Origin of the sequence: Klebsiella sp. HMSC25G12, from assembly GCF_001807705.1 — a bacterium.
Lineage (GTDB): Bacteria > Pseudomonadota > Gammaproteobacteria > Enterobacterales > Enterobacteriaceae > Klebsiella > Klebsiella variicola.
In genome coordinates, this window is record NZ_KV789926.1 from 91,337 (window position 1) to 112,549 (window position 21,213).

General features: G+C 54.1%; 21 protein-coding genes and 1 pseudogene. 9 read left to right on the forward strand and 13 right to left on the reverse strand.

Annotation, left to right across the window (positions count from 1 at the left end; genetic code table 11):
- Positions 1–20 precede the first annotated feature (20 nt).
- From HMPREF3096_RS26015 to HMPREF3096_RS26025, 3 genes are all read left to right on the forward strand, one after another.
- Positions 21–1,034 carry a sugar phosphate isomerase/epimerase family protein gene (locus HMPREF3096_RS26015; protein WP_032731114.1) on the forward strand — a complete coding sequence of 338 codons (1,014 nt, stop codon included), beginning with the start codon at positions 21–23 and terminating at the stop codon, positions 1,032–1,034.
- Between the two features lie 11 nt (positions 1,035–1,045).
- Entirely contained in the window at positions 1,046–1,438 is a 393-nt protein-coding gene (locus tag HMPREF3096_RS26020) for a C-glycoside deglycosidase beta subunit domain-containing protein (protein ID WP_012967411.1), read from the forward strand.
- Positions 1,439–1,710: 272 nt separating this feature from the next.
- Positions 1,711–2,190 carry an RrF2 family transcriptional regulator gene (locus HMPREF3096_RS26025; protein WP_008806108.1) on the forward strand — a complete coding sequence of 160 codons (480 nt, stop codon included), beginning with the start codon at positions 1,711–1,713 and terminating at the stop codon, positions 2,188–2,190.
- 67 nt (positions 2,191–2,257) lie between these two features.
- Here HMPREF3096_RS26025 and HMPREF3096_RS26030 read toward each other — a convergent pair whose 3' ends face one another.
- Positions 2,258–5,410: a multidrug efflux RND transporter permease subunit OqxB9 gene (locus HMPREF3096_RS26030; RefSeq protein WP_012967412.1), complete on the reverse strand. Its 3,153-nt coding sequence runs from the start codon at positions 5,408–5,410 to the stop codon at positions 2,258–2,260.
- 23 nt (positions 5,411–5,433) lie between these two features.
- The gene (oqxA, locus tag HMPREF3096_RS26035; protein ID WP_032731113.1) at positions 5,434–6,609 is read right to left on the reverse strand and encodes a multidrug efflux RND transporter periplasmic adaptor subunit OqxA; all 1,176 of its coding nucleotides are present in this window, start codon (positions 6,607–6,609) and stop codon (positions 5,434–5,436) included.
- Positions 6,610–6,942: 333 nt separating this feature from the next.
- Between oqxA and HMPREF3096_RS26040 the strand changes: the two genes are divergently transcribed.
- Positions 6,943–7,296 (forward strand): helix-turn-helix domain-containing protein, encoded by a 354-nt coding sequence (locus HMPREF3096_RS26040; protein WP_048268071.1) that lies wholly within the window; start codon positions 6,943–6,945, stop codon positions 7,294–7,296.
- A gap of 19 nt (positions 7,297–7,315) precedes the next feature.
- On the opposite strand, the gene HMPREF3096_RS26045 is transcribed toward HMPREF3096_RS26040, so the two are convergent.
- Positions 7,316–7,888: a flavin reductase family protein gene (locus HMPREF3096_RS26045; protein WP_008806104.1), complete on the reverse strand. Its 573-nt coding sequence runs from the start codon at positions 7,886–7,888 to the stop codon at positions 7,316–7,318.
- A gap of 211 nt (positions 7,889–8,099) precedes the next feature.
- Here HMPREF3096_RS26045 and HMPREF3096_RS26050 point away from each other — a divergent pair, with 211 nt between their 5' ends.
- The gene (locus HMPREF3096_RS26050; protein ID WP_032731110.1) at positions 8,100–8,984 is read left to right on the forward strand and encodes a LysR family transcriptional regulator; all 885 of its coding nucleotides are present in this window, start codon (positions 8,100–8,102) and stop codon (positions 8,982–8,984) included.
- Between the two features lie 134 nt (positions 8,985–9,118).
- Positions 9,119–9,919, forward strand: a complete 801-nt coding sequence (locus HMPREF3096_RS26055) for a hypothetical protein (protein ID WP_032731108.1) — start codon at positions 9,119–9,121, stop codon at positions 9,917–9,919.
- A gap of 960 nt (positions 9,920–10,879) precedes the next feature.
- Here HMPREF3096_RS26055 and HMPREF3096_RS31640 read toward each other — a convergent pair.
- The 7 genes and pseudogenes from HMPREF3096_RS31640 to HMPREF3096_RS26085 form a co-directional block, all read right to left on the reverse strand.
- Positions 10,880–11,467, reverse strand: a complete 588-nt coding sequence (locus HMPREF3096_RS31640) for a hypothetical protein (protein WP_225520107.1) — start codon at positions 11,465–11,467, stop codon at positions 10,880–10,882.
- A gap of 397 nt (positions 11,468–11,864) precedes the next feature.
- The gene (locus HMPREF3096_RS26065; protein WP_032417515.1) at positions 11,865–14,198 is read right to left on the reverse strand and encodes a primase-helicase zinc-binding domain-containing protein; all 2,334 of its coding nucleotides are present in this window, start codon (positions 14,196–14,198) and stop codon (positions 11,865–11,867) included.
- Positions 14,199–14,209: 11 nt separating this feature from the next.
- Positions 14,210–14,530: a DUF5375 domain-containing protein gene (locus tag HMPREF3096_RS26070; RefSeq protein WP_004185276.1), complete on the reverse strand. Its 321-nt coding sequence runs from the start codon at positions 14,528–14,530 to the stop codon at positions 14,210–14,212.
- Positions 14,527–14,754 carry a hypothetical protein gene (locus tag HMPREF3096_RS26075; protein ID WP_032417514.1) on the reverse strand — a complete coding sequence of 76 codons (228 nt, stop codon included), beginning with the start codon at positions 14,752–14,754 and terminating at the stop codon, positions 14,527–14,529. Before HMPREF3096_RS26075 ends, HMPREF3096_RS26070 begins: the two co-directional genes overlap by 4 nt.
- Complete coding sequence (locus tag HMPREF3096_RS31730; protein ID WP_032417704.1) at positions 14,751–14,945, reverse strand: host cell division inhibitor Icd-like protein; 195 nt, start codon at positions 14,943–14,945, stop codon at positions 14,751–14,753. Before HMPREF3096_RS31730 ends, HMPREF3096_RS26075 begins: the two co-directional genes overlap by 4 nt.
- Positions 14,946–14,969: 24 nt before the next feature.
- Positions 14,970–15,308, reverse strand: a pseudogene (locus tag HMPREF3096_RS31735) (ash family protein); the annotation flags it as partial.
- Positions 15,305–15,571, reverse strand: a complete 267-nt coding sequence (locus HMPREF3096_RS26085) for a helix-turn-helix transcriptional regulator (RefSeq protein WP_004132554.1) — start codon at positions 15,569–15,571, stop codon at positions 15,305–15,307. The pseudogene HMPREF3096_RS31735 and the gene HMPREF3096_RS26085, both read right to left, overlap by 4 nt.
- A gap of 541 nt (positions 15,572–16,112) precedes the next feature.
- On the opposite strand from HMPREF3096_RS26085, the gene HMPREF3096_RS26090 reads away from it, so the two are divergent.
- From HMPREF3096_RS26090 to HMPREF3096_RS26100, 3 genes are read left to right on the forward strand one after another with little or no spacing between them, the layout of a single operon-like run.
- Positions 16,113–16,850 carry a glycoprotein 3 gene (locus HMPREF3096_RS26090; RefSeq protein ID WP_065242373.1) on the forward strand — a complete coding sequence of 246 codons (738 nt, stop codon included), beginning with the start codon at positions 16,113–16,115 and terminating at the stop codon, positions 16,848–16,850.
- Positions 16,847–17,092 (forward strand): ogr/Delta-like zinc finger family protein, encoded by a 246-nt coding sequence (locus HMPREF3096_RS26095; protein ID WP_004136116.1) that lies wholly within the window; start codon positions 16,847–16,849, stop codon positions 17,090–17,092. Before HMPREF3096_RS26090 ends, HMPREF3096_RS26095 begins: the two co-directional genes overlap by 4 nt.
- A 17-nt stretch (positions 17,093–17,109) precedes the next feature.
- Positions 17,110–17,676, forward strand: coding sequence for a phage polarity suppression protein (locus HMPREF3096_RS26100; RefSeq protein ID WP_032417510.1), 567 nt, complete (start codon positions 17,110–17,112; stop codon positions 17,674–17,676).
- A 633-nt stretch (positions 17,677–18,309) separates the two neighbouring features.
- Here the strand turns inward: HMPREF3096_RS26100 and HMPREF3096_RS30010 are convergent.
- The 3 genes from HMPREF3096_RS30010 to HMPREF3096_RS26110 are packed head-to-tail and all read right to left on the reverse strand — an operon-like array spanning position 18,310 to position 21,131.
- The gene (locus tag HMPREF3096_RS30010; protein WP_072032620.1) at positions 18,310–18,882 is read right to left on the reverse strand and encodes a hypothetical protein; all 573 of its coding nucleotides are present in this window, start codon (positions 18,880–18,882) and stop codon (positions 18,310–18,312) included.
- A gap of 7 nt (positions 18,883–18,889) precedes the next feature.
- Complete coding sequence (locus HMPREF3096_RS26105) at positions 18,890–19,912, reverse strand: hypothetical protein (protein WP_032417508.1); 1,023 nt, start codon at positions 19,910–19,912, stop codon at positions 18,890–18,892.
- Positions 19,899–21,131 carry an integrase domain-containing protein gene (locus tag HMPREF3096_RS26110; RefSeq protein ID WP_032417507.1) on the reverse strand — a complete coding sequence of 411 codons (1,233 nt, stop codon included), beginning with the start codon at positions 21,129–21,131 and terminating at the stop codon, positions 19,899–19,901. The genes HMPREF3096_RS26105 and HMPREF3096_RS26110 overlap by 14 nt, the downstream gene beginning before the upstream one ends.
- Positions 21,132–21,213: the final 82 nt, after the last annotated feature.

The following is a 21,213-nucleotide window of genomic DNA, read 5'->3' on the forward strand; positions in this document are numbered from 1 at the left end:
ACAACTTACCTGGTACTTTTATGACTCAGAAAATAAAACGCGGCGTCAGCCTGTATAGTTTTCAGAATGAGACCTACCTCGGCAAAATGTCACTCGATCAGGCGATCGGTCACTGCGCGGCGTTCGGCGCCCGCGGCATTGAAGTCGTCGGCGAACAGACCTTCGCCGGCTGGCCCGAATGCGGTATGCCGGAGGCGGCGATCGCCGACTGGCATCGCCTGATGCAGCGCCATGATACGGTGCCGGTATGCCATGACTTTATGCTCGACTATAAGCGATATAAAGACCGGCCGATGCCGTTTGACGAGCAGGTGCGCAGCGTACAAAACGACATCGACTTTGCCGCCCGGCTGGGCATGCGCTATATCCGCTCCCTGGTTTCCGTGGCGCCGGAGGTGCTGGTGGCGGCGGCACCTTATGCGGAAGACAAAGGGATCACGATTCTGCTGGAAGTGCACGCCCCGCTGCATTTCGATCATCCGTGGATTATTCGCCATGCCGAAGCCTATGAAAAAGCCCATACCCGGGCGCTGGGTTTCCTGCCGGATATGGGGATGTTTTTAGCCCGCTTCCCGCGGGTGTGGAAAGAACGCTTTATTCGTAACGGTTGTCCCCAGGCGGCGGCGGACTTTATTGAGAAAGCCTATGAAGACCGGACGCTCAGCGAATACGTGATCCTGGATGTGATGCAAAAATGGGGGCCGGGCCCGCAGCTGGCGATGGCGGAAACCCTGCGCCACAACGCGGCGTTCGAGCCGAAGCGGATGCTCGATTTTATGCCGCGGATCCACAACATCCATGCCAAATTCTATGAGATGACCGACGAGATAACCGAGTGGTCGATTCCCTACGATGAGATCTTCCGCGTGCTGCAGAAGGGTGGCTATGAGGGATATGTGTGCTCCGAGTACGAAGGTAACCGCTGGGTGGAAGACGCGCAGGAGGTGGACAGCCTGGAGCAGGTCCGCCGCCAGCAGCTGATGTTCTGCCGCCTGTTAGATGAAACCCCACCCCCGGCGCTGCTGGGCCAGTAAGGAGCATTATCATGTTTGATCAGCATATTATCTGCCGTGAAGGGTTCGACAACGTCACCCGCGACGGGGAAATTATCGGCGTGCGCTTTTTGGCTCGTCTGCCTTACTACCGTGGCCTGGGGCTGTCGATGGTGGAAGATATCGCCGTGACCCTCAACGGCGAAGCTATCCCACGGCAGGCGATCCGCCTGGCGCTGCGCGGCCGGGAGTGGACGCTCGACGAGCTGGAGAGCGTCTACGATGACCGGTGGAACTTCGGCGAAAAGGCCACCATCACCGTACTCAAACCAGGCGGCCTGCCGGCCGGATGGCATCGCCTGAAGGTGGCCGAGAGGCTGCGGATCTCTTACCTGCCGTTTGTGCCGGTGACCACCTTTGAAACCGAGCTGGAATTAACGGCCTAACACCCCGCAGGATCCGCTGCCGTTATGGCAGCGGATTTCTATAACACGGGGCAGCCACTGGGGAGCGGTGAGGCGATTGCCGTTCAGGAAAACCGGTACGGAAGGGCGCGTTTTCTCAGCCTGCCTTTGCCGACGAAATCAGAAAATTTACTTCGCAGGCTAACCGCAGATTGCTTCAAAAAAATTCCCGTATTTGTTATATTGTTGTTCATTGATTATTCACCTCTGCGGTGCCAAAAAGAACAAGATTCACCGCAACCCAGGACAATACCATGTTAGATTACCGCTTCCCGACAGCTTTGCAGATGGTTCTCAGCGTAGCAATGGCGGAGCAGATGGGTGAACGTTCGACGAGTGCGATTCTGGCCTACGGCCTGGAAGCGAACCCGAGCTTTATCCGTAAACTAATGGTTCCGCTTACTCGTGACGGCATCATCGTCTCCACGCTTGGCCGCAACGGCTCTATTCATCTTGGCCGCCCGGCGGACAAGATCACCCTGCGTGATATCTATCTTTCGGTTATTGAAGATAAAAAGCTGTGGGCGTCGCGTCCTGAAGTTCCGGCTCGCTGCGTGGTCAGCGCCAACGCCTGTTGGTACTTCAAATCGATTGCCGATGAAGCAGAGCAGGCTTCGCTAAACGTCCTTGCTCGTCACACCGTGGCCAGCGCGCTGGAGGCGGTCAAAAATGGCGATAGCAGCGGCTGCGACCCGGTGCCGGAAATGATCGCCCGCTTTAAAAAAGCGCATTAATCATTTTCTGGTGACGAAAAAAAACCGCCTTCAAATGTGAAGGCGGTTTTTTGTTATCTGCTGCAGGCTAGGCGGGCAGATCCTCCTGGACCGGCTTCCTGCGGGTCACCAGTTTCCGCAGCGTCACGTAAAACACCGGCGTCAGGAACAGACCAAACAGCGTCACGCCCAGCATCCCGGAGAACACCGTGATCCCGGTGACACCGCGGACTTCCGCTCCTGCACCGTGGCCGAGGATCAGCGGAATGGTCCCGGCGATAAAGGCGATGGAGGTCATCACGATCGGGCGCAGACGCAGGCGGCATGCCTCCAGCGCCGCTTCCATGATGCCTTTCCCCTGGATCTCCAGCTCGCGGGCAAACTCGACGATCAGAATGGCGTTTTTACAGGCCAGGCCCATCAGGACCACCAGACCCACCTGCACGAAGACGTTGTTATCGCCCCCGGTCAGCCAGACGCCAAACAGCGCGGAGAGCATCGTCATCGGTACGATAAGGATCACCGCCAGCGGCAGGGTCCAGCTTTCATACAGTGCGGCCAGCACGAGGAACGCCAGCAGCACCGCCACCGGGAAGACGATCAGCGCCGTGTTGCCCTGGGTGGCCTGCTGGAAACTCAGATCCGTCCACTCAATATTCATCCCATTCGGCAGGATCTGCTTCGACAGCTCCTCCAGATGCGTCATCGCCTGTGAAGAAGAGAGGACCCGCGGATCGGCATCGCCAATCAGGTCCGCCGCTGGATAACCGTTGTAGCGGATCACCGGATCCGGCCCGTAGGTGGTACTGATATTCACCATACTGCCGATCGGCACCATTTCGCCCTGATTATTGCGGGTGCGCAGATTAGCAATATCTTCCACGCTCTCGCGGAATGGCCCATCGGCCTGGGCCATCACGCGCCAGGTACGCCCGAACTGGTTAAAGTCATTGACATAAGACGAGCCGAGATAGGTCTGCAGCGTGCCGAACAGATCGGTTAGCGACACCCCCTGCGCTTTCGCCTTATCGCGATCGACCTGCACGTCCAGCTGCGGCACGTTAGCCTGGTAAGTCGAGATCGGGAAGTGCATCCCTGGCGTCTGCATAATCGCCCCGGACATCGCATTCACCGCGCTTTGCAGCGCGCCATAGCCCAGCCCACCGCGATCCTGGATGTACAGGGAGTAGCCGGAACCCTGACCCAGTCCTAAAATCGGCGGCGGCAGGATGGAGAAGCCAAAGCCCTGCTGGATTTGCGCGATTTTGGCGTTGATCTCCGCGTTAATTTCCGCCGCCGTGTGTTTGCGCTGGTCGAACGGTTTCAGGCCAAAAAAGACCGTCCCGGTATTCGGCGTGTTGGTGAACTGCAGCGCGTTAAGCCCCGGGAAAGCGACCGCATAATCGACCCCTTCGGTATTCATCCCGATCTCGCTCATTTTGCGGATCACCGCGTCGGTGCGCGCCAGCGACGAACCTTCCGGCATCTTCACGCCGCCAATGAGATACAGCTTATCCTGGGTGGGAATAAACCCGCCGGGGACGACTTTAAACATCACCCCAGCGGCGCAGAGCAGCAGCAAATACACCACAAACACCGCGCCACGGCGTCCGAGGGTTTTGCTCACCAGTCCCTGATAGCCGTTCGAGCTGCGCAGGAAAAAGCGGTTAAATGGACGGAAAATCCAGCCAAACAGACGATCGATCAGCCGGGTAGGGAGGTCTTTCTTCGCGCCGTGCGGCTTTAACAGCAGGGCCGCCAGCGCCGGGGAGAGCGTCAGCGAGTTGATGGCCGAGATCACCGTCGAGATGGCGATGGTCACCGCGAACTGTTTGTAGAACTGGCCGGTGACCCCAGAGAGAAACGCCATCGGCACGAACACCGCACACAGCACCAGCGCAATGGCGATAATCGGCCCGGAGACCTCACGCATCGCCTGATGCGCCGCGGCAAGCGGCGCAAGCCCCTCTTCGATATTACGCTCAACGTTCTCCACCACCACGATGGCGTCGTCCACCACGATACCGATAGCCAGTACCAGCCCGAACAGGCTCAGGGTATTCAGCGAGAAGCCCAGCAGATAGAGAATGCTGAAGGTCCCTACCACCGATACCGGCACCGCGATCAGTGGGATAATCGACGCGCGCCAGGTCTGCAGGAACAGGATCACCACCAGCACCACCAGCACCACTGCTTCCAGCAGCGTCTGCACCACCGCGCGGATGGAGTCGCGCACGAAAACCGTCGGGTCGTACGGCGCCGCCCATTTCATATCTTCCGGGAAGCGGGTGGCCAGCTCGGCCATTTTGGCGCGTACCGCGTTCGACAGATCGATGGCGTTAGCCCCCGGCGACTGGAAGATACCGATCCCGACCGCATCCTTATTGTTGAGCTGGGAACGCAGCGCATAGCTGCCGGAACCCATCTCGATGCGCGCCACGTCGCGCAGGCGGACCAGCGAGCCGTCCTGCGCCGTTTTCAGAATGATATTGCCAAACTCTTCTTCGGTATGCAGACGGCCCTGGGCGTTAATGGAGATCAGGAAATCGCTCTCCTGCGGCAGCGGCTCGGCACCAAGCTGTCCGGCAGACACCTGGACGTTTTGCTCCTGCATCGCCGTCACCACATCCGAGGCTGTCAGACCGCGGGCCGCGACCTTATTGGGATCCAGCCAGACGCGCATCGCATATTCACCGGAGCCAAAAATCTGGATCTGGCCGACGCCGGGCAGGCGCGCCAGCTCATCCTTCACTTTCAGCGTGGCGTAGTTGCGCATATACAGCGAGTCGTACTTACCGTTTGGCGAAAACAGATGCACCACCAGGGTCAGCGTCGGAGACTGTTTCTGGGTGGTGATGCCCAGACGGCGTACATCCTCCGGCAGACGCGCTTCCGCCTGCGCGACCCGGTTCTGCACCTGAACCTGCGCCTGATCCGGGTCGGTACCCGGGCGGAAGGTGACGGTGGTGACCAGCACACCGTCGGAGCCAGCGACCGATTTCATGTACATCATGTTTTCAACGCCGTTGATCGCTTCCTCCAGCGGCGTCGCCACGGTCTCGGCAATCACTTTCGGGTTGGCGCCGGGATACTCCGCGCGCACCTGGACGCTCGGCGGGACGACGTCCGGATATTCGCTCACCGGCAGCAGCGGGATAGCGATTAACCCGGTGATAAAAATTAAAATCGACAGCACCGCGGCGAAAATCGGCCTGTCGATAAAAAAGCGGGAAAAGTCCATGTGTTGGATTCTCTGATTAGGGATCAGTTGAGGGCGGCGCTGGTGGTCATGGCAACGGTTTTGGCATTCACCGGCATACCCGGCATAAATACTTTTTGTAACCCGTCGACGATGACGCTATCCCCAGGGTTCAGCCCCTTCTGAACGATGCGTAAACCGTCTGCCAGACGCCCCGGGGTAATATCACGTCGCTGCGCTTTACCATATTTATCAACGATATAAACGTATTTACGGTCCTGATCGGTCAGTACCGCTTTGTCGTCGATCAGCGTGGCTTTGAACTCCGCGCTGCCCGGCAGACGCACGCGGGCAAACAGCCCCGGTGTGAACAGACGCTGAGAGTTATCCAGCAGCGCGCGCATGCGGATGGTGCCGGTACTCGGCGTTAACTGATTATCGAGAAAATCCACTTTGCCCTGATGGGGGTAGCCCTCCTCGCCAACCAGGCCAATCTCCACCGGGAGCGCCTGATTATCGCTGGACGCGCCTTGCCCGCGGCGGGCGAGGTTTTGATAGTGGAGGTAGGTTGACTCGTCGACGTCAAAGTAGACGTACACCGTCTTCTGCGAGACCAGAGTGGTGAGCACGCTGGCGGTGTCGCCCGCGGTGACCAGGTTACCGCTGGTGATCAGCGCCCGGCTGGCGCGGCCGTCAATAGGGGCGGTCACTTTGGTGAAGTCGAGGTTAAGCTGCGCGGCATCCACCGCCGCCTGCGCGGCGCGAATATCAGCCTGCGCCTGAACCGCGGCTGACCGGCGCTGCTCCCACTCTTCACGGGAGACAAGATTGGTATGGACTAATTTATCGGTGCGGTTCGCCTCGCTTTGCGCCAGGCTGGCCTGCGTTTTGGCTCTCGCCAGCGTCGCCTGCGCCTGCTCCAGCGCGGCGCGATAGGTTCTGTCATCTATGGTGAACAGCACCTGGCCCTTTTTCACCTCCTGACCGTCGGTGTAATTCACTTTATCAATATATCCCGAGACGCGAGGGCGAAGCTGAACGCTCTCCACCGCTTCAATGCGACCGTTAAAACTATCCCACTGACTGATCGACTTCACCAGCACCTTAGCGGCGCTGACCGTCGGGGCGGGAGGCGCGGCATTTTGCGCGACGCTGTCGTCGCAGCCGACGAGCAGAAAGGAGAGCATCATCGCGCCGAGCGCGGTCAGGTGAATGTTTCCCCAGGTTTTTTGCAGGCTCATTATTTTTATTCCGGTAATTGTAGCCGCCGGGCAAGACGCAGCGTGAGAGGCCGCGCCACTTCCTTTGTCCGGGCTGGCTTAAGGCTATTTGTGTCGATCATCGCCACAAAACTGTAACAATTTCGAATACACTATCGCGGCGATTGTAGGAAGGCGCTTAACTAAGTGCAAGAATAATTGTTGCACTTTATGTGCGGTCCTGGCTGGAGACAAAAACCGCGATCCCGGCGTGGATTTAAATGTAACAATAAAACTTGCATTTTGTGTAAAAACAGGCCACCTTTAAATGCAACTGACAAAGATGCTTTTAACCGGCTGCGCGGAGGTAACATGATGAACACTGGCGCCATCATTCAGGATCTGATCGACTGGATCGACAACCATCTTGATAGCCGTCTGGATATTGACACCGTTGCCCGACGATCCGGCTATTCGAAGTGGCACCTGCAGCGGATCTTCAAAGAACATACCGGGCAGCCCCTCGGAGAATATATTCGGGCGCAAAAGCTGCAAAAGTCGGTCGAACGCTTAGCCCACAGCAACGAGCCGATCCTCAACGTGGCGATCGCCCTCGGCTTTGACTCCCAGCAATCCTTCAACCGCAGCTTCAAGCGCCAGTATGGCCAGGCGCCCGGCGTCTGGCGCCGGAGTATCAGCCGCTCTGCAGGGCAGGCATCTCGTCAGTGATCTTCATGACCGGGGAGGATCAGTCCTGACCCGGTCCATGATCAAATTTGCTGCCTTTGCCGATGGCATAGAACTGCCCGCCTGCGACATAGTGAACGGTCCGCAGCTCGTCCGGCGCATCATCAAAAATCCAGTGTCCGTTACGGAATACCCGATCATCGCTCCAGGCGGCGACGATATCGCCCAGAAACAGATTGTGCTGTTGCTGAATGTCCGGGTAGGGCATCACTTTGCACACCAGCCAGCCCGCGCAGCCTGCCACGAGGGGGATGTCGAACCCCGGCTGATAAATGAAGGGGATGGAGTCATTTTTATCCGGCGCGTCGGCATAGCTGCGCCCGCCAGCGTAGAGGACGGTTGCCATCTGGCTGACTACGGGGATCTGCACCACGAAATAGCCGCTCTTTTCCACCAGCTGACGTGTGAAGGCCTGGGGGCCGATATAGGCCACCACTTTTCGCTCGCCTGCCAGCCCAACCCAGGCGGCTGACATGACATTTTCGACGCCATCATATTTTGCGGAAATCATGGTGGTGGACCCGACCTGCAATAAACGATAGGCCTTACTTAATTCGACAGGCTGAACGGACATGGTTTTTCCTTTATGCGTGTTATTTAACGTTATGATTCTCTGGATATTTATTGAGGGCATGGCCATTTTGGGCCCCTCACGCGATACCCATAGCGCAACGATACGCCAGGCTATTAAGCGCAAAAAGGTGCGTAAATTGTTTTCATTATTCATAATTAACGAATAATCATGCCGTCTGTCGGTAAGTTGCTTGCTTCAGGAGAGAAAGAAGGTGGATCGTATCCAGGCTATGCAGATGTTTATGCGCGTCGCGGAGGCAGGGAGCTTCGTGCGCGCCGCGGAAACCCTTTCCCTGCCTGCCTCCACTGTCACCAGTACCATTAAAAACCTTGAGCAATACCTGAAGGTGCGGCTGCTGAACCGGACCACAAGGCGCGTGAGTCTCACTCCGGAAGGGCTGCAGTATATGGCGCAGTGCCGGGAAATTCTCGCCCTCATCGAACATAGCGAATCCAGCCTGAGCGAGTCTGTCGCGCGGCCTCAGGGGCGCCTGCGGGTTGATATGCCCGCGGGCATCGCGCATTTCATCGTCATGCCGCATCTGCCGGACTTTTACCGGCGCTATCCCGATATCTACCTGATGATCGGCGTCAGCGATCGCCAGGTCGATCTGATTCAGGAAGGTGTCGACTGCGTGATACGCATGGGAGAGCTGAACAACTCCAGCCTGGTGGCCCGCCCTCTGGGCCGCTTTCGCTGGGTAACCTGCGCGTCGCCGGACTATCTCAGGGAATATGGCGTGCCGTCGTCACCGGAGGCGCTCTCTAAGCACCGGGCGGTGCATTATTTTTCCGGCCAGGCGAGACGGGCCGATGAGTTCCGCTTTGTTCGCCACGGCGAGACCTTTTCTGTACCCGTCAGCGGCAACGCCGCGGTGAATGAAACGGGGCTCTATATAAAAATGTGCCTGGCGGGCTTCGGGCTGGCGCAGCTGGCGGAGAATATCGTTGCTGACCATCTGCAGGAGGGGAGGCTGGTGGAAGTGCTGACGGACTGGCAGCCGCCCCCGGTACCCGTCACATTGCTCTATCCGCACCAGCGCTTTCTATCTCCCGCTGTGCGGGCGTTTGCTGAGTGGATGAGCGAGGTGGTCTGAGGGAGGTATTGCTTACGATATAGCACGTCGGGAGCCCCGCCAGGGAGGGGAGGGTTCCTGCAGAAATATCTGGTCTGCTGATGAATCGCTCGATATTCTGTAATGCTTTGTCTTTTTTGTGAACAGGAAAAAGTATGCTGAATACGCTACCCGATTTACACAGAAGTTTTGCAGAGCAACTGAAGCTTAAATTACAGTCTGATTCGCGGATCCACTCCCTTCTCGCTGGCGGCTCGTTTATCCATGGCGGGTTTGATCAATACTCCGATCTGGATTTTGTGGTGGTGGTCGACCCTCTCTATTATGACGAAATCATGGCTCAGCGTATGGCGTTCGCCGGAACGCTCGGCCATCTGCTGCATGCTTTCACCGGGGAACACGTCGGTGAGCCTCGCCTGCTGATCTGCCTGTTTGGCCCGCAACTTCTGCATGTCGATATGAAATTTATCACCCTGGACATGCTCACTCAGCGCGTTGAGGAGCCTGCCGTGCTATTTACCCGTGATAACGATGCTCTCGAGCGACAGCTGGCAAAATTTAGCGCGCACTGGCCGAACATGACGCCGGAGTGGTTTGAGTCCCGAGCCTGGATCTGGCTGCATTATGCCGTGGTTAAACTGGGCAGGGGCGAACTCTTCGAAGCGCTGGGGATGCTGTCTTTCTTCCGGGAACAAGTGCTGGGGCCGATGCTGTTCCGTCGCGCCAATCTACCGCAACGCGGCGTTCGCCGAATAGAAGCCCTCGGCATTGATCCCGATGGCCTGCTGACTTCCACCCTGGCAACGCACGATCGTCACTCCGTCGGGATTGCCATTCGAAGGGCTGCTGACGCTTATGTCACTCTGCGGGCTGATGCGCTGCCTGACAATATTGCAGACGATGCAGCGCGTCGGGCGGTCCTTGCCATGCTGGACGCGTATTCTGACAAGGGGTAAATCTATCTCTCCGGCCGCGGACGCGGCCGGAGTGTGAAAGGGTTGTGCGAGATGTTGTGGGTGGTCTTATCCTGAGAGGGGGGGCGGGTAATTGGTAGCGCGAAAACAACAGAGCTTTTCGTTGGGCCTACCAATGGGCCTAAAAGGTTCGGATTTAATGAGTTCTCTTCGGACGTCGTGGGACAAATTGAGGGCACAAAAAAGCCCGCAGGGCTTACGCCGTGCGGGCTCTTAGGACTTCATCGGATGACTCTGGTAATCACCGATGGAGAATTTTGGTGGAGCTGGCGGAGTCTGATTTAATATGTTAATTGTTTGTTTTTATTTAAATTTTATTGATTCAACTTTCATTGGTATACCTAAGCGTATACCAATGAAAGTTTTTATGAGCGCTTCATGAAGTTAAGTAGACCTGTTTTAGCATGGCTCACATTAAGAAAAAATCTTTTTACAGAAAACTGTTCACACTGTTCACTATATGTAATTTAATATAAATTTCAATAGGATAGGTGGTGAATAGTCAGTGAATAGTGAACACTTTACTGTTCACCTCTACGGGCTATAGGTACAAGCGTTATAGTCTGCTGTGAGCAAAAAGCTGATGTACTGTTTTGACCCTGAGCAGATATTCGCTAACGAAACGTGAAGCCGACCTTCGAATGCGAGTCGGCTTGAACGCTGGGTTAGATTTTTTGCCGTATGCATAAAGCGGGTTCTCCAAGTTGTACTCAGTCTCTCGCTCTGACTAAAGTGCATATGTTCGTAATGCGCCATTACTGCGTCTTGTGATGGTATGCAGACAATATTCGCAAGTAATATCCGCAGGTTCTTTTTTCTTAGGTATTTGCTCACCAAATACGGAGATTTAAAATGGCCGCTGACGACCCGCCTTCCTACCATACTCAATTTCCATTGAGCTCTCCTTAATGACTAATGCCGCATTCAGTTGCTTGTCTGTTGCTATGATTTGTCAGGCCCAATAAAAACTGCTTTTGAATATTCATCAGCAATGCTTTTAAATTCTTTTAGTAGCCAGAGTGACCCGTCAAAAGTCAGTATTGGGTAATGAGCAGTACATTCAAAAAAATCTTCTTCCAAAAGTTCTATACACTTCTCTTTATAAACATCATTATCTATTAGTCCATTGCTGTGCACCACCGCATTGCGCAGATCCTTCACTAAATCAACTACCTTTCTTCTATTTCGCCAGTCTTTGATAGTTATATTTTGCTTATTAAATACTGTGTTAATCAAAGCACTTAATTCTCCTGGCTTTTTAGACTTCTCATTTTTCACGTAGTGCTCGAATTCTTCATGAAAAAAACCCTCAAGCAATGAGTATGACATGACGATTGCTGTATCACTAATTGCAATTCTTGCAATCATGTCATTAGTAGCACTGAAAGATCCACATGGATGGTTTGTGACTTCTTTAAAGTTCTTGATCATGTTCGAGATAATCATCTCAATACCTTGAAAAGGTCTTGTTCCAGTCATGAATGTCCAATAGGCATAATCCAAATGCTGGTCTGGCTTAATTTGTTCCATAAATAAGACTCGAATTATATTTTAGTTTCGGAGTTTTTTACTTAACTATAGAAGACATACAATAGTTATGTCTAGTTCGCACTAATAGTGTATGAGCTTGTAGCTAGGAAGGCAAATTAGTTATTGCTATGTTTAGACACGTCTCAAATTTTTGATTTCATTCTTCGGTGAGTACAGAAGAAAAATGATCGAATTACCGCTTTGGAGCTGAGCAGTCTGATAACATTTGAGGGTGAAAAGTTTTTTCTGGGAAAACTGTTCACACTGTTCACTTGGTGTTTTTATTGTTTAATTTCATTATGTTATCTGGTGAACACTCAGTGAACAGTGAACACTTTACTGTTCACTCTGGCCGGTGAGCAGGCAAAAAAAGACCGGCAATGCCGGTCCGGGTAGGTTATGTTGCGGTGGGTTCATCGCACTTCGGCAGCCAGTCGGCGTTGCTTTCCTCCCTGAGGGCGAGATTGGTCTGCATCCCCTGATTTGTGCGGCGCTTCTCGTAATTCAGTCCGTACTCTTTCAGCATGGTTGAGAGTCCCTTGCCGAACATGGTCAGACTGAGCGCGTTCCTGTAGCCGTGGGCCTCCATGTAGACCAGATAGGCGTGATACAGATACAGGCGCGGCTGGCGCGGGATAATGTTCGCGTTCCCCATATACATCCCGTCCGGCTCCGGCAGCGCCTCCAGATAGCCGCAAAAATCAAACGTCGGGTCAGCGTCTCGTTTGATGCTCAGCGCCTCGTCGGAGTTCTGCTGCGACTGTAGCAGGGCGCGGGCGCTCATCGGGTCGCTGAACTGCTGCATTAACTGGCGGACAATCACGGCCAGCTCGCGGGCGATTTTATCCCTGAGCTGCGGGTCGCGCTCCTCCGGGGCTATCTGCTCCGGGAAGTGGATGATTACCCGGCGACGTGACACGCCGCCGCTGCGGTCGGTGAAGCGCATCGGGTTATTATTCACGGCCAGAATGACCGCCGGAATGTGCGTCGAGTAGGGATTCTGGTATTTCGGGTCAACGGAGACCGCATCGCCGCCGGTAATGGCCTTAAGTCCGGCACCGTCACCGCTCCATTTCTCCTGGTCTGGCAGACGAATAAGTGAGAAGCCTATCAGGGAGGCGCGCTTGCGCGGGTCTTCCAGCGTGTCGATATCGGCTGACGTAGCGTTATCCTCTCCGGCCAGCATCGTGGCGATTTCGGCGAGAATACTTTTCCCGCTGCCGCCGGGGCCGGTGACTTCGAGAAAGAGCTGCCAGTCGTAGCGGTTCGCCAGCACCATAAACAGCGCGGCCAGAATCACGTTACGTTTTGTCGGGTTGCCACTGGCCGCCCGGTCGAGCCAGCGCCAGAAGTTCGGCGCATGGGTCTCCAGCGTTTCGCCCTCCACCGGCGGGGTAAAATCCACGTCGCACAGGGTGCGCAGCCAGTGCGATTTGCTGTGCGGGCTGAACAGGCCGCTTTGGGTATCGAGTACCCCGTTGCGAAAACCAATCAGACGGCGTGCCGGTGCCTCCTGCTGCGGAATAATCAGTTTCAGGGTATCCACCACCGAGGCAATTCTCCCCGACGAGAACGGGGCGCGCAGGCGCTGAAACAGTCCGGCCACATCGCGGGCAAAATCAGACGGCGTTATCACCTTCCAGATGCCGTTTTCATAGCGGGACAGGAGCTGGCCGTTCGCATCGACGGCCAGCGCTTCGCCGTAATGCTCATGCACCCGCATTGCCTTATCGCTGGCGCTCATGGCGGTAAATTCCGCCTCGCTCATGGTGTCGAAGGGGCTTTGTGCCGCTGGCCGGATGGTGGCATAAATGGCTTTCCGTGTGGCGTCCTCCCCCTTCAGCATCATCGCATCATTCCAGTCACCGAACACCGGCGGCAGGGCGACAACGCCCTCACAGGCTGCTGCGGCTGCAGCGGCTTTAGTCTGGCCGGTGCCGTTCAGGTCACGGTCGGCGGCGAGGATAATCTGACAGGCCGGGTGTTTCTGATGGGCCAGGCTCGCCAGAGAAAGAAGGTTCACGGACGACAGCGCCACCATAACGGTTTCGCCGGTCAGGTGATGCACGGTAAGGGCCGTCGCATAGCCCTCCGCTATCCACAGGCGTTTCCCGGCCTGTTTTTTCCCTTCGATAGTGTGGCTCGCTCCTTTTACCGCGCCGCCTTTCAGGGTGCGCTTGTGCCCCTCAGCATTAATAAGCTGGAGGTTAACCAGCGTGCCGGACTCGTCATACAGCGGCACCACCACATCACCGGCGCGGTAGGCCACGCCGCCGGTTTTGTGCGACGTGGTCAGCGTCAGACACTCACGACCGGCAAAGCCCTTGCGGGTCAGGTAGGCGTTGCCGGTGGCCGGGCGGGTTTTCTCCATGAGTTTTACGGCCAGCGCGGCCGCCGCTTTGCGGTCGGCCTCCGTTCCGGCGTCTGCGACCGCCATCACCTCCGGGGCCACCGGCGGCAGATTGCCGGTGACGGCGTTCACCTTCCCGGCAGCCTCGGATGCCGATATGCCGAACACCTTCTCAACCAGTTTCAGGCCGTCACCGGCGCCGCACTGGTTACAGAACCATGTGCCGCGCCCCTCTTTATCGTCAAAGCGGAACCGGTCAGCCCCGCCGCACACCGGGCAGGCCTGATGGCGGTTTTTTATCACTTTCATTCCCAGCGCCGGGAGAATGCGCGGCCAGTGGCCGCACGCCTGTTTTACGGTGTCCGTTACGTTCATTTTCATGGTTTTCTCCCTCAGTGCAGTACAGGCGATGTGATATGGCGGGCGCAGAGCTCATCCATCACGGCGAGCCCGAGGAAGGACAGCGACGGGGCGGCTTTCAGCGGCCCGGCCTGCATCAAATCTTCCAGCAGCGCACAGGCAATCAGACGGCCTTTTTCCTCGCCGTGCTGGCGCAGGTAGAAGCCCTCCAGCTCGGCGGCGATGGCACTTTCCAGCGCGTCGAGGGTGAGGTGGGGATAGCGGTGCTGACGTTCGCACAGGGTCAGCCAGGCACAGGCGACAGCGCGGCGATACAGGGCGGCACGCAATACGGGCGGCAGAGGCGTTTTCATACGTTACCCTCCCCGGTCAGCCAGCGCTGGTTGCAGCGCTCGACCACGCCGTCGAGCTGGGCGGTCATCAGGTAAATCACGGAGGTAAGCTGCGACTGTTGCGCCGGGTCGCGGCGAATGGTAGTGCAGTCCTGCTCCTGCATCATCGCGCTGACAAAGTGGCCGACGTTGCGCAGGTGCTCAAGGCATTCGAGTTCTTTAATGCTGAGGGTGGTATGTTTCATGCGTGCACCTCCGCCACCGGCAGACGCCCGGCAAACGAGAGGACGTAATCGCGAACGAGGGAAAGGCGTGCGGCGTGTTCATCCCCGGCGACGGCGCGGAGCATACAGATGCGGAGCTGACGGTCTGCGCGACGAACGGCGGCAAATACAAAGACAAACTGCGGGTGTGACGGGGTGAGGGTCGTAGCCATAGCGGCAACCTCCTGTGAATAGCGGTTATTGCCACCACCGGAGTTCCTACGCTCATGGGTGGTGACCCGGACGGGGGTAGGAATACCGGCTCCACAGAATACCGGCCAGCCCGAAAGCTGCCCCGCCCGGACCACCATTATCTTGCCGGAGCTGCGGTGTGCGCATAAACACCACAGCCCGAAAAATGGGTGTGCCTGAGCTACGACGTAAAAAAAGACGCATGGCGCGTCTGTTGTCGCCTGTGAATTACACGGGTTCCTACGCCCGGCTGCCGATTTTGCGACAGCGAGAAAACTATACCTGGAAACGACGAAGGGAAGCAAGCCAGAAAAAGGGGCTTTTTGCGGAACGGGCATCATCATGCGTCATAGCCCCGGTTGCGTTCGGCGATACGGTCGGCCATCCACCCGGTGATTTCCGACTGCGCCCACGCCACGTTTTTCCCGCCGAGGGAGATTTGTTTCGGGAAAGCCTCGCGGCTGATGAGGTCGTAAATCGTGGAGCGGGACAGCCCGCACAGGTGCATCACTTCGGGCAGGCGGATAAAACGCTCCTGAACGGCGTCAGAGACCGGCATCAGCGGCGCGGCAGGGGCAGAAGACGGGGAAGAAAAAGCGGTGTGCATCGGGCTACCTCATAAAGTCCATACAGTGCCGGTCGTGTCCGTCCGGCCTCGGGTAGCTCTCTATTTTGTGAATATTTTCTCTGAGGGCAACAAGTCATTTTGTAGTGGCCCACCACACAACAGAACGATTTTTAGACAGTGGCAAACGTTGGCCATCTTTTGGTAAACGTTGGCAAACTGGTGGCCCATTCCTGATTACTTTTACTTATATATTATTGGTTTTTAATCGCAAAAAAGACTAAATGAGCAGGGCTTCGTCAAAACAGAAAGGTGAACAGTAGTGAACAGTCGGTGAACACTTATACCCTCAACTGTTCACCACTTAACTTACTGTATTACTTATCTTTTTATTTAAAGTGAACAGTAGTGAACAGTTATATGTAAAAAAACAAACGGTGAGTATGCTTTTCCTGAGACCTTTCTCTGGCAAGCCGGGTTTTAACGTCCTGTTTGTGCCAGTACTGCCACAACCGCAACAGGTCGTGTTGTTGTGTGTGCCCCGGCAGAATCACCTCATGTTGAAACCACGAGGAAACCTGCCATGACCGACACCCCCTTTATCCCTGATTACCTGAAACCGGCGCTGGAGCGACTGGCCGCCGCCAGAGCGGCCCATCTTGAACAGGCCCGCCGGATGGAGGACACCCTGACGGCCATCACCCGCGCAGAGGAGCAGAAAGCGGCGCTGGAGCAGGACAACGGCAGCGATACCCGCACCTGGCGCGCTGCTTTCCGTGCCGGGGGTGCCATGCTGACCGATGAGCTGAAAAGCGGCCATATCGAACGCGTGGCCCGCCGGGAGCTGGCGCAGGAATGTGACAACCTGACCGAAGTGCTGGCCTTTGAACGCGACCAGTTGAAAGTCGCCTGCAACAGCACCGCGCGGGCATTCCGCCAGGCGCATCATGCCGTACTGTCTGAATATGCGAAGGAAGAGCTCGACCGGGCGCTGAACGACACCCTCGGGCCACTGGTCCGGGCGATGGTGCTGAAAGCGGATGTGATGGCAAACCCGCTCGCCAACACCATCGGCCATCAGGGCTACACCGAGCCGGAGAAAGAGGTCATGCATCAGGTGGTGACCTTCCTGACCAGGAAAGTGAGCGACTTCTCCGTCACGCCAGCGGATGAGCCGGTGCTCTCCCTGACCGGCTTCCCGGCCGTCGCGCTTCCGCACATGGACCACGACGCCGCCAGCACACCTGGCCAGCTAAAAGTCTGGCAGGAGAAAATCCGTCAACGCGAGGCTGACCTGAAAGCGCGGGGGCTGCTGCCATGATGCACTGTCCGTTCTGCAAAAAGTCGGCGCATGCCCGCACCTCCCGCTATCTGTCGGAGAACGTCAAACAGCGCTATCACCAGTGCACCAATATTGAGTGCTCGGCGACGTTCCGCACCACTGAAGCCATCGACGAGGTTATCCGGCCCCCGGCGGAGAAAACGCCGCCTGTCGCGGAGCCGGTCACACCCCCGGCACCCCGTAAAGTTCAGGGCTGCTACAGCTCGCCATACCGTCATTAATCAGGGGAGAACTGACCATGACCACCCTTACTCTACAGCAGGCTTTTGAGGCCTGTCAGAAGAACGAAACCGCCTGGCTGAACTGTAAAGCCGAACTGGCGGCCGCAGAGCAGGAATACCGGGAACAAGTGTTGGCCGGGGATGACCGTATACCGGGCAGAATGCAGAAATTACGCGACATTATCGATGTCAAAAAATGGGAGATAAATCAGGCCGCCGGGCGCTATATCCGCTCCCATGAAGCGGTACAGCGCATCAGTATCCGCAACCGGCTGAATGACTTTATGCAGGCACACGGGACAGAGCTGGCCGCCACGCTTGCCCCGGAGCTGATGGGACTCAGCCAGCAACCCGCACTCCTGACCGGCCATGCGCTCGACCGTTCGGCGCATTACCTGAGGGAAGCCCTGTCCGTGTGGCTGAGTACCGGTGAAGAAATTAATTATGCGGCAGAAGACAGCGATATTTTAACGGCCATCGGATTCAGGCCTGACGCGGCTTCGCGGGTGGATAATCAGGAAAAATACACCCCCGCACAGAGCCTGATTTATGCACGCCGGCGCGCGGAACTGGCCGGCAGGTAGCCCCGCAAAAAATCCCCGAAAATACCGCTATTTTTCCCGAATTAAGCCATGCATCCACAGGGTGCATGGTTTTGCATGCACTTTCCCGTCCCGTCACTCCCTTCGCAGCCCTGCCCCGGCACGGCCTGAGCCTGCCCATGCACCTGCATGAAAACCGACCCACGAAGCGGGCAGGCGAGGCGGGGAAAGCACTGCGCGCCAGCGGTAAAGTATTTATTTAATGATATTTAATTTCGCGGCCTGAGCGCGTCCCTGCGCTGCGCGGGTTCACGGTAGTGTCAGTGGATGGTGCGGTGCTGTTCGAGAGCGTGGTGAGCCTCTGAGGCGGTCAGGTGAAGTGCAAGAAAAGACCACCAGAAGGATGAGGGAAATGAGGCACTTTTGGTGTTAAGGGCGTAATTTTAGAAGCCTCTCAGTTCCTGTCATGAATTCAACTGATGTATTCTGTCCTGTAATAGCTTGAAGCAGACAGGCGGAACGGGGAGATCATTGCGCGCCAAGTATTAAGTTAATTTATTCTTCGTGCCACGAGGTTGTATATCGAATTGGGGAAGGTAGGGATAAGTAATAATTCATGAAATTATGTGGGCGCAAATGATGGAACGCCCACACCATTCTTCAAAGAATTTAAAATCAGTTGTTGAGGTGAATTCTATCTCCGAGGTAGTAAAGGCCAAAAAAAGTGGTCACTAACAACTGCCAAAGAATTAATAGGAAAATAAATGAATAAATAGCTAAGCAATAAGTGTTTGTTGTTGCTGATATAAGAGGGGATGCAAAGGTATGCAACATAATAAGAACTATGCTTTCTGCTGTGAGAAAAGAAAATAACATGCAAAGAAATAATCTGCGTGTCATGTCTTCTTTTGTTCGGTATGGTTTTCCATTCTCTTTTACCCCTTTTACATAAATGTATGGAGTGCCATTATCGCTAATTAAAGGGTCATCTATTTGCTTCCTGTTAAATGTTGCGATGGCGGCTAATGCTGCGATGTAAAACCCCGGAAGTATAGAAATGAATGATATGGTATTTTTAAAAAAACCATCATTACTTAAAGAAAGGGATGGCGTGGTTAGGCCGTAAAAGTAACCCATTGATAATAAAGATAAAAACAATGGAATTAACCAGTCATAGATAAACTTTCCATTGACGCCTTTTATGCTTAGATATCCAAAAGGTCTAAATAATTGGTGTATTATGTACATTGTAACCTCATAAAATACTATGGAGTTTAATTGTAATTTCTGAGTCTATCTTATCATATGAGTTGCTTAGGCGCGAACTGAAGCCATCAATTACACTTCTTTTGATAAAGGTTTTTTCAAGTGACTCTAGTTTTATATTATTGGTGTGCATTGTTACAGTTCGCGTTTTACTATTGTCATCATAATATTTAACTCTGATATCTTTGTAATTACCATTTGTCTTTTTATTGAAATGTCCACCAATATCTTTTAGCCAGGCTATTACATTTTTAGATTGCTCTACTGGCTTGATTTTCATGGTACTTTCAATTGGAATTACAACTCCATTCATATCAGGAACATTGATTGTTCCAGTGTCATACCTTATCAGTGTTACCTCCGACAAGCCGCCACTGTTCATCTTATTGAATAACTCTATGTCTAATGTCCCACGTAATTCGGCTACAGGTTTGTATAAGACTTTTTTAGTTTTACCTGTAGATGTGTCAGTGGCATTGGTTTTGGCATTAATCGAGAATTTTTCTGTGTTAGCTCGTGAAATCTGGAATAATATCTTGTTAAAAAACAATTCTATTAAATTTGTTGATATTTTTGGTGCGCGGCTTATTACTGCCTTGTAGGTTCTTTTTTGGCCGGAAAGAGAAATCAATATGTGAGAGGAGAACTCATAGCCTTCTCCATCCTTATGATCTGGTTCTATTTTTCTTCTTGTTTGTCGTTTTGGATTCCTCAGCACCGTAGTTGAGCCATTCCTATCTGTTGCATTGAATAAGAGGCACAGATGTGTTGGGTTACTACTCCCCTGAGGATAATACTCAGCATCTTGTAGGGTAAGAACAAGGGTATTGGATAAATATGCGTATGAGAAATCTTTTTGAGCAATGATTAAAGGTGCAAGCTCAAGCAGTTCAGGTATTGGACAATTACAAGTGTCTTTATCAACATCATCTAGCTTTTGAGTTCTAAGTGCTGTATCTAAAACAAATTCGTGATGAGTAACATCACGAAAATACGCATCAAGAGATGACATCTATTTTCCTTAATAATTTATTGTTTATCTTTTCGTTCTGGCAGTATAGTCCCCACCAATCCATCAATACAACACGTTGGGGTAAGTATACCGAACGATTATATGCCTTTCTAACTTCATTTTTATCACTGTGAGCTAACGCTGCTTCTATGACGTCAGAGTTTAATCCTGCTTCATTCATAGTAGTACTTGCTATTGAACGCAAACCATGAGCAACAAGTTTACCGCCAAACCCAATCCTTTTAAGAGCTGCGTTAGCCGTCTGACTATTCATAGGCTGCTTTGGATCATTTCTGCTAGGAAAAACATGTTCCCGATGAAGGCTTATAGGCTTCATTACCTCCAAAACCTCTAATGCTTGAGGAGATAGAGGGACTATATGCTCCCGCTTCGCCTTCATCCGCTGGGCTGGAATAGTCCAGAGCTTTGCATCGAGATCGATCTCTGCCCATCGAGCACCTGAGGCCTCAGAAGGGCGCACAAGTGTCAGGAGTTGCCATTCAATGAGGCAGCGAGTCGAAACAGACAGATTTGACATAACTAAAGAACGCATCAGCTTCGGTAATTCTTCTGGCCGCAGTGTCGGCATGTTTTGTTTTTTGGGCTTCTCAAAGGCCATCCCAACACCTGATGCTGGATTGGCATCAATCAAACCAGTGTTTACGGCATAAATCATTATCTCGTTAATGCGCTGCACCAGTCGACGTACAGTCTCAAGCGCCCCACGAGCTTTGATTGGTTCCAGCGCTTCAACTAATGTTCGGGCTTTGATTTGCTGAACGGGGATCTCACCAATGGCAGGGAATACATCTTTCTCCAGTGAACGCCAAATGTCTTTTGCGTAATCAGGGGTAACGCTTTTGCTTTTGAGCTTGAACCAGTTTGTCGCAACAGTCGAAAAAATACTGTCTAGAGCTATCTGTTGCTGTTCTTCAACAACTTCGGCCTGAACTTGGGGGTCGATACCATTAGCTAACAAGGCAAGGTAATTCGCTCTCAACCCTCGGGCATCAGCAAGCGAAAGGGCGGGGAAGGCACCGAGCCCCATCATTGTTCGCTGTTTAGTTGCCGGACGTTGATAACGGAAACGCCAGAGTTTTTTGCCACTGGTTTTCACTATCAGGAAAAGCCCGTCGCCATCATGCAGCGTTAGATCCTTCTCTAGCGCCTTAGCGCGCAGAACTTCGGTGTTGGTCAGGGGGCGTGTTGTCCGTGCCACTGTGGCCGCTCCTTCATGAATTGGTATACGCTTTTAGGTATACATCCTACCGTATACCTAAACGTATACCAATAATCACTGG

Bases quoted from the DNA above. Each gene is read 5' to 3' on its own strand.
- HMPREF3096_RS26070 (WP_004185276.1), bottom strand. From the start codon at position 14,530: ATGAAAACGCCTCTGCCGCCCGTATTGCGTGCCGCCCTGTATCGCCGC.
- HMPREF3096_RS26090 (WP_065242373.1), top strand. From the start codon at position 16,113: ATGACCGACACCCCCTTTATCCCTGATTACCTGAAACCGGCGCTGGAG.
- HMPREF3096_RS26095 (WP_004136116.1), top strand. From the start codon at position 16,847: ATGATGCACTGTCCGTTCTGCAAAAAGTCGGCGCATGCCCGCACCTCC.
- HMPREF3096_RS31640 (WP_225520107.1), bottom strand. From the start codon at position 11,467: ATGGAACAAATTAAGCCAGACCAGCATTTGGATTATGCCTATTGGACA.
- HMPREF3096_RS26100 (WP_032417510.1), top strand. From the start codon at position 17,110: ATGACCACCCTTACTCTACAGCAGGCTTTTGAGGCCTGTCAGAAGAAC.
- HMPREF3096_RS26055 (WP_032731108.1), top strand. From the start codon at position 9,119: ATGCTGAATACGCTACCCGATTTACACAGAAGTTTTGCAGAGCAACTG.
- HMPREF3096_RS26020 (WP_012967411.1), top strand. From the start codon at position 1,046: ATGTTTGATCAGCATATTATCTGCCGTGAAGGGTTCGACAACGTCACC.
- HMPREF3096_RS26040 (WP_048268071.1), top strand. From the start codon at position 6,943: ATGAACACTGGCGCCATCATTCAGGATCTGATCGACTGGATCGACAAC.
- HMPREF3096_RS26030 (WP_012967412.1), bottom strand. From the start codon at position 5,410: ATGGACTTTTCCCGCTTTTTTATCGACAGGCCGATTTTCGCCGCGGTG.
- HMPREF3096_RS26025 (WP_008806108.1), top strand. From the start codon at position 1,711: ATGTTAGATTACCGCTTCCCGACAGCTTTGCAGATGGTTCTCAGCGTA.
- HMPREF3096_RS26065 (WP_032417515.1), bottom strand. From the start codon at position 14,198: ATGAAAATGAACGTAACGGACACCGTAAAACAGGCGTGCGGCCACTGG.
- HMPREF3096_RS26105 (WP_032417508.1), bottom strand. From the start codon at position 19,912: ATGTCATCTCTTGATGCGTATTTTCGTGATGTTACTCATCACGAATTT.
- HMPREF3096_RS30010 (WP_072032620.1), bottom strand. From the start codon at position 18,882: ATGTACATAATACACCAATTATTTAGACCTTTTGGATATCTAAGCATA.
- HMPREF3096_RS26085 (WP_004132554.1), bottom strand. From the start codon at position 15,571: ATGCACACCGCTTTTTCTTCCCCGTCTTCTGCCCCTGCCGCGCCGCTG.
- HMPREF3096_RS26045 (WP_008806104.1), bottom strand. From the start codon at position 7,888: ATGTCCGTTCAGCCTGTCGAATTAAGTAAGGCCTATCGTTTATTGCAG.
- oqxA (WP_032731113.1), bottom strand. From the start codon at position 6,609: ATGAGCCTGCAAAAAACCTGGGGAAACATTCACCTGACCGCGCTCGGC.
- HMPREF3096_RS26075 (WP_032417514.1), bottom strand. From the start codon at position 14,754: ATGAAACATACCACCCTCAGCATTAAAGAACTCGAATGCCTTGAGCAC.
- HMPREF3096_RS31730 (WP_032417704.1), bottom strand. From the start codon at position 14,945: ATGGCTACGACCCTCACCCCGTCACACCCGCAGTTTGTCTTTGTATTT.
- HMPREF3096_RS26015 (WP_032731114.1), top strand. From the start codon at position 21: ATGACTCAGAAAATAAAACGCGGCGTCAGCCTGTATAGTTTTCAGAAT.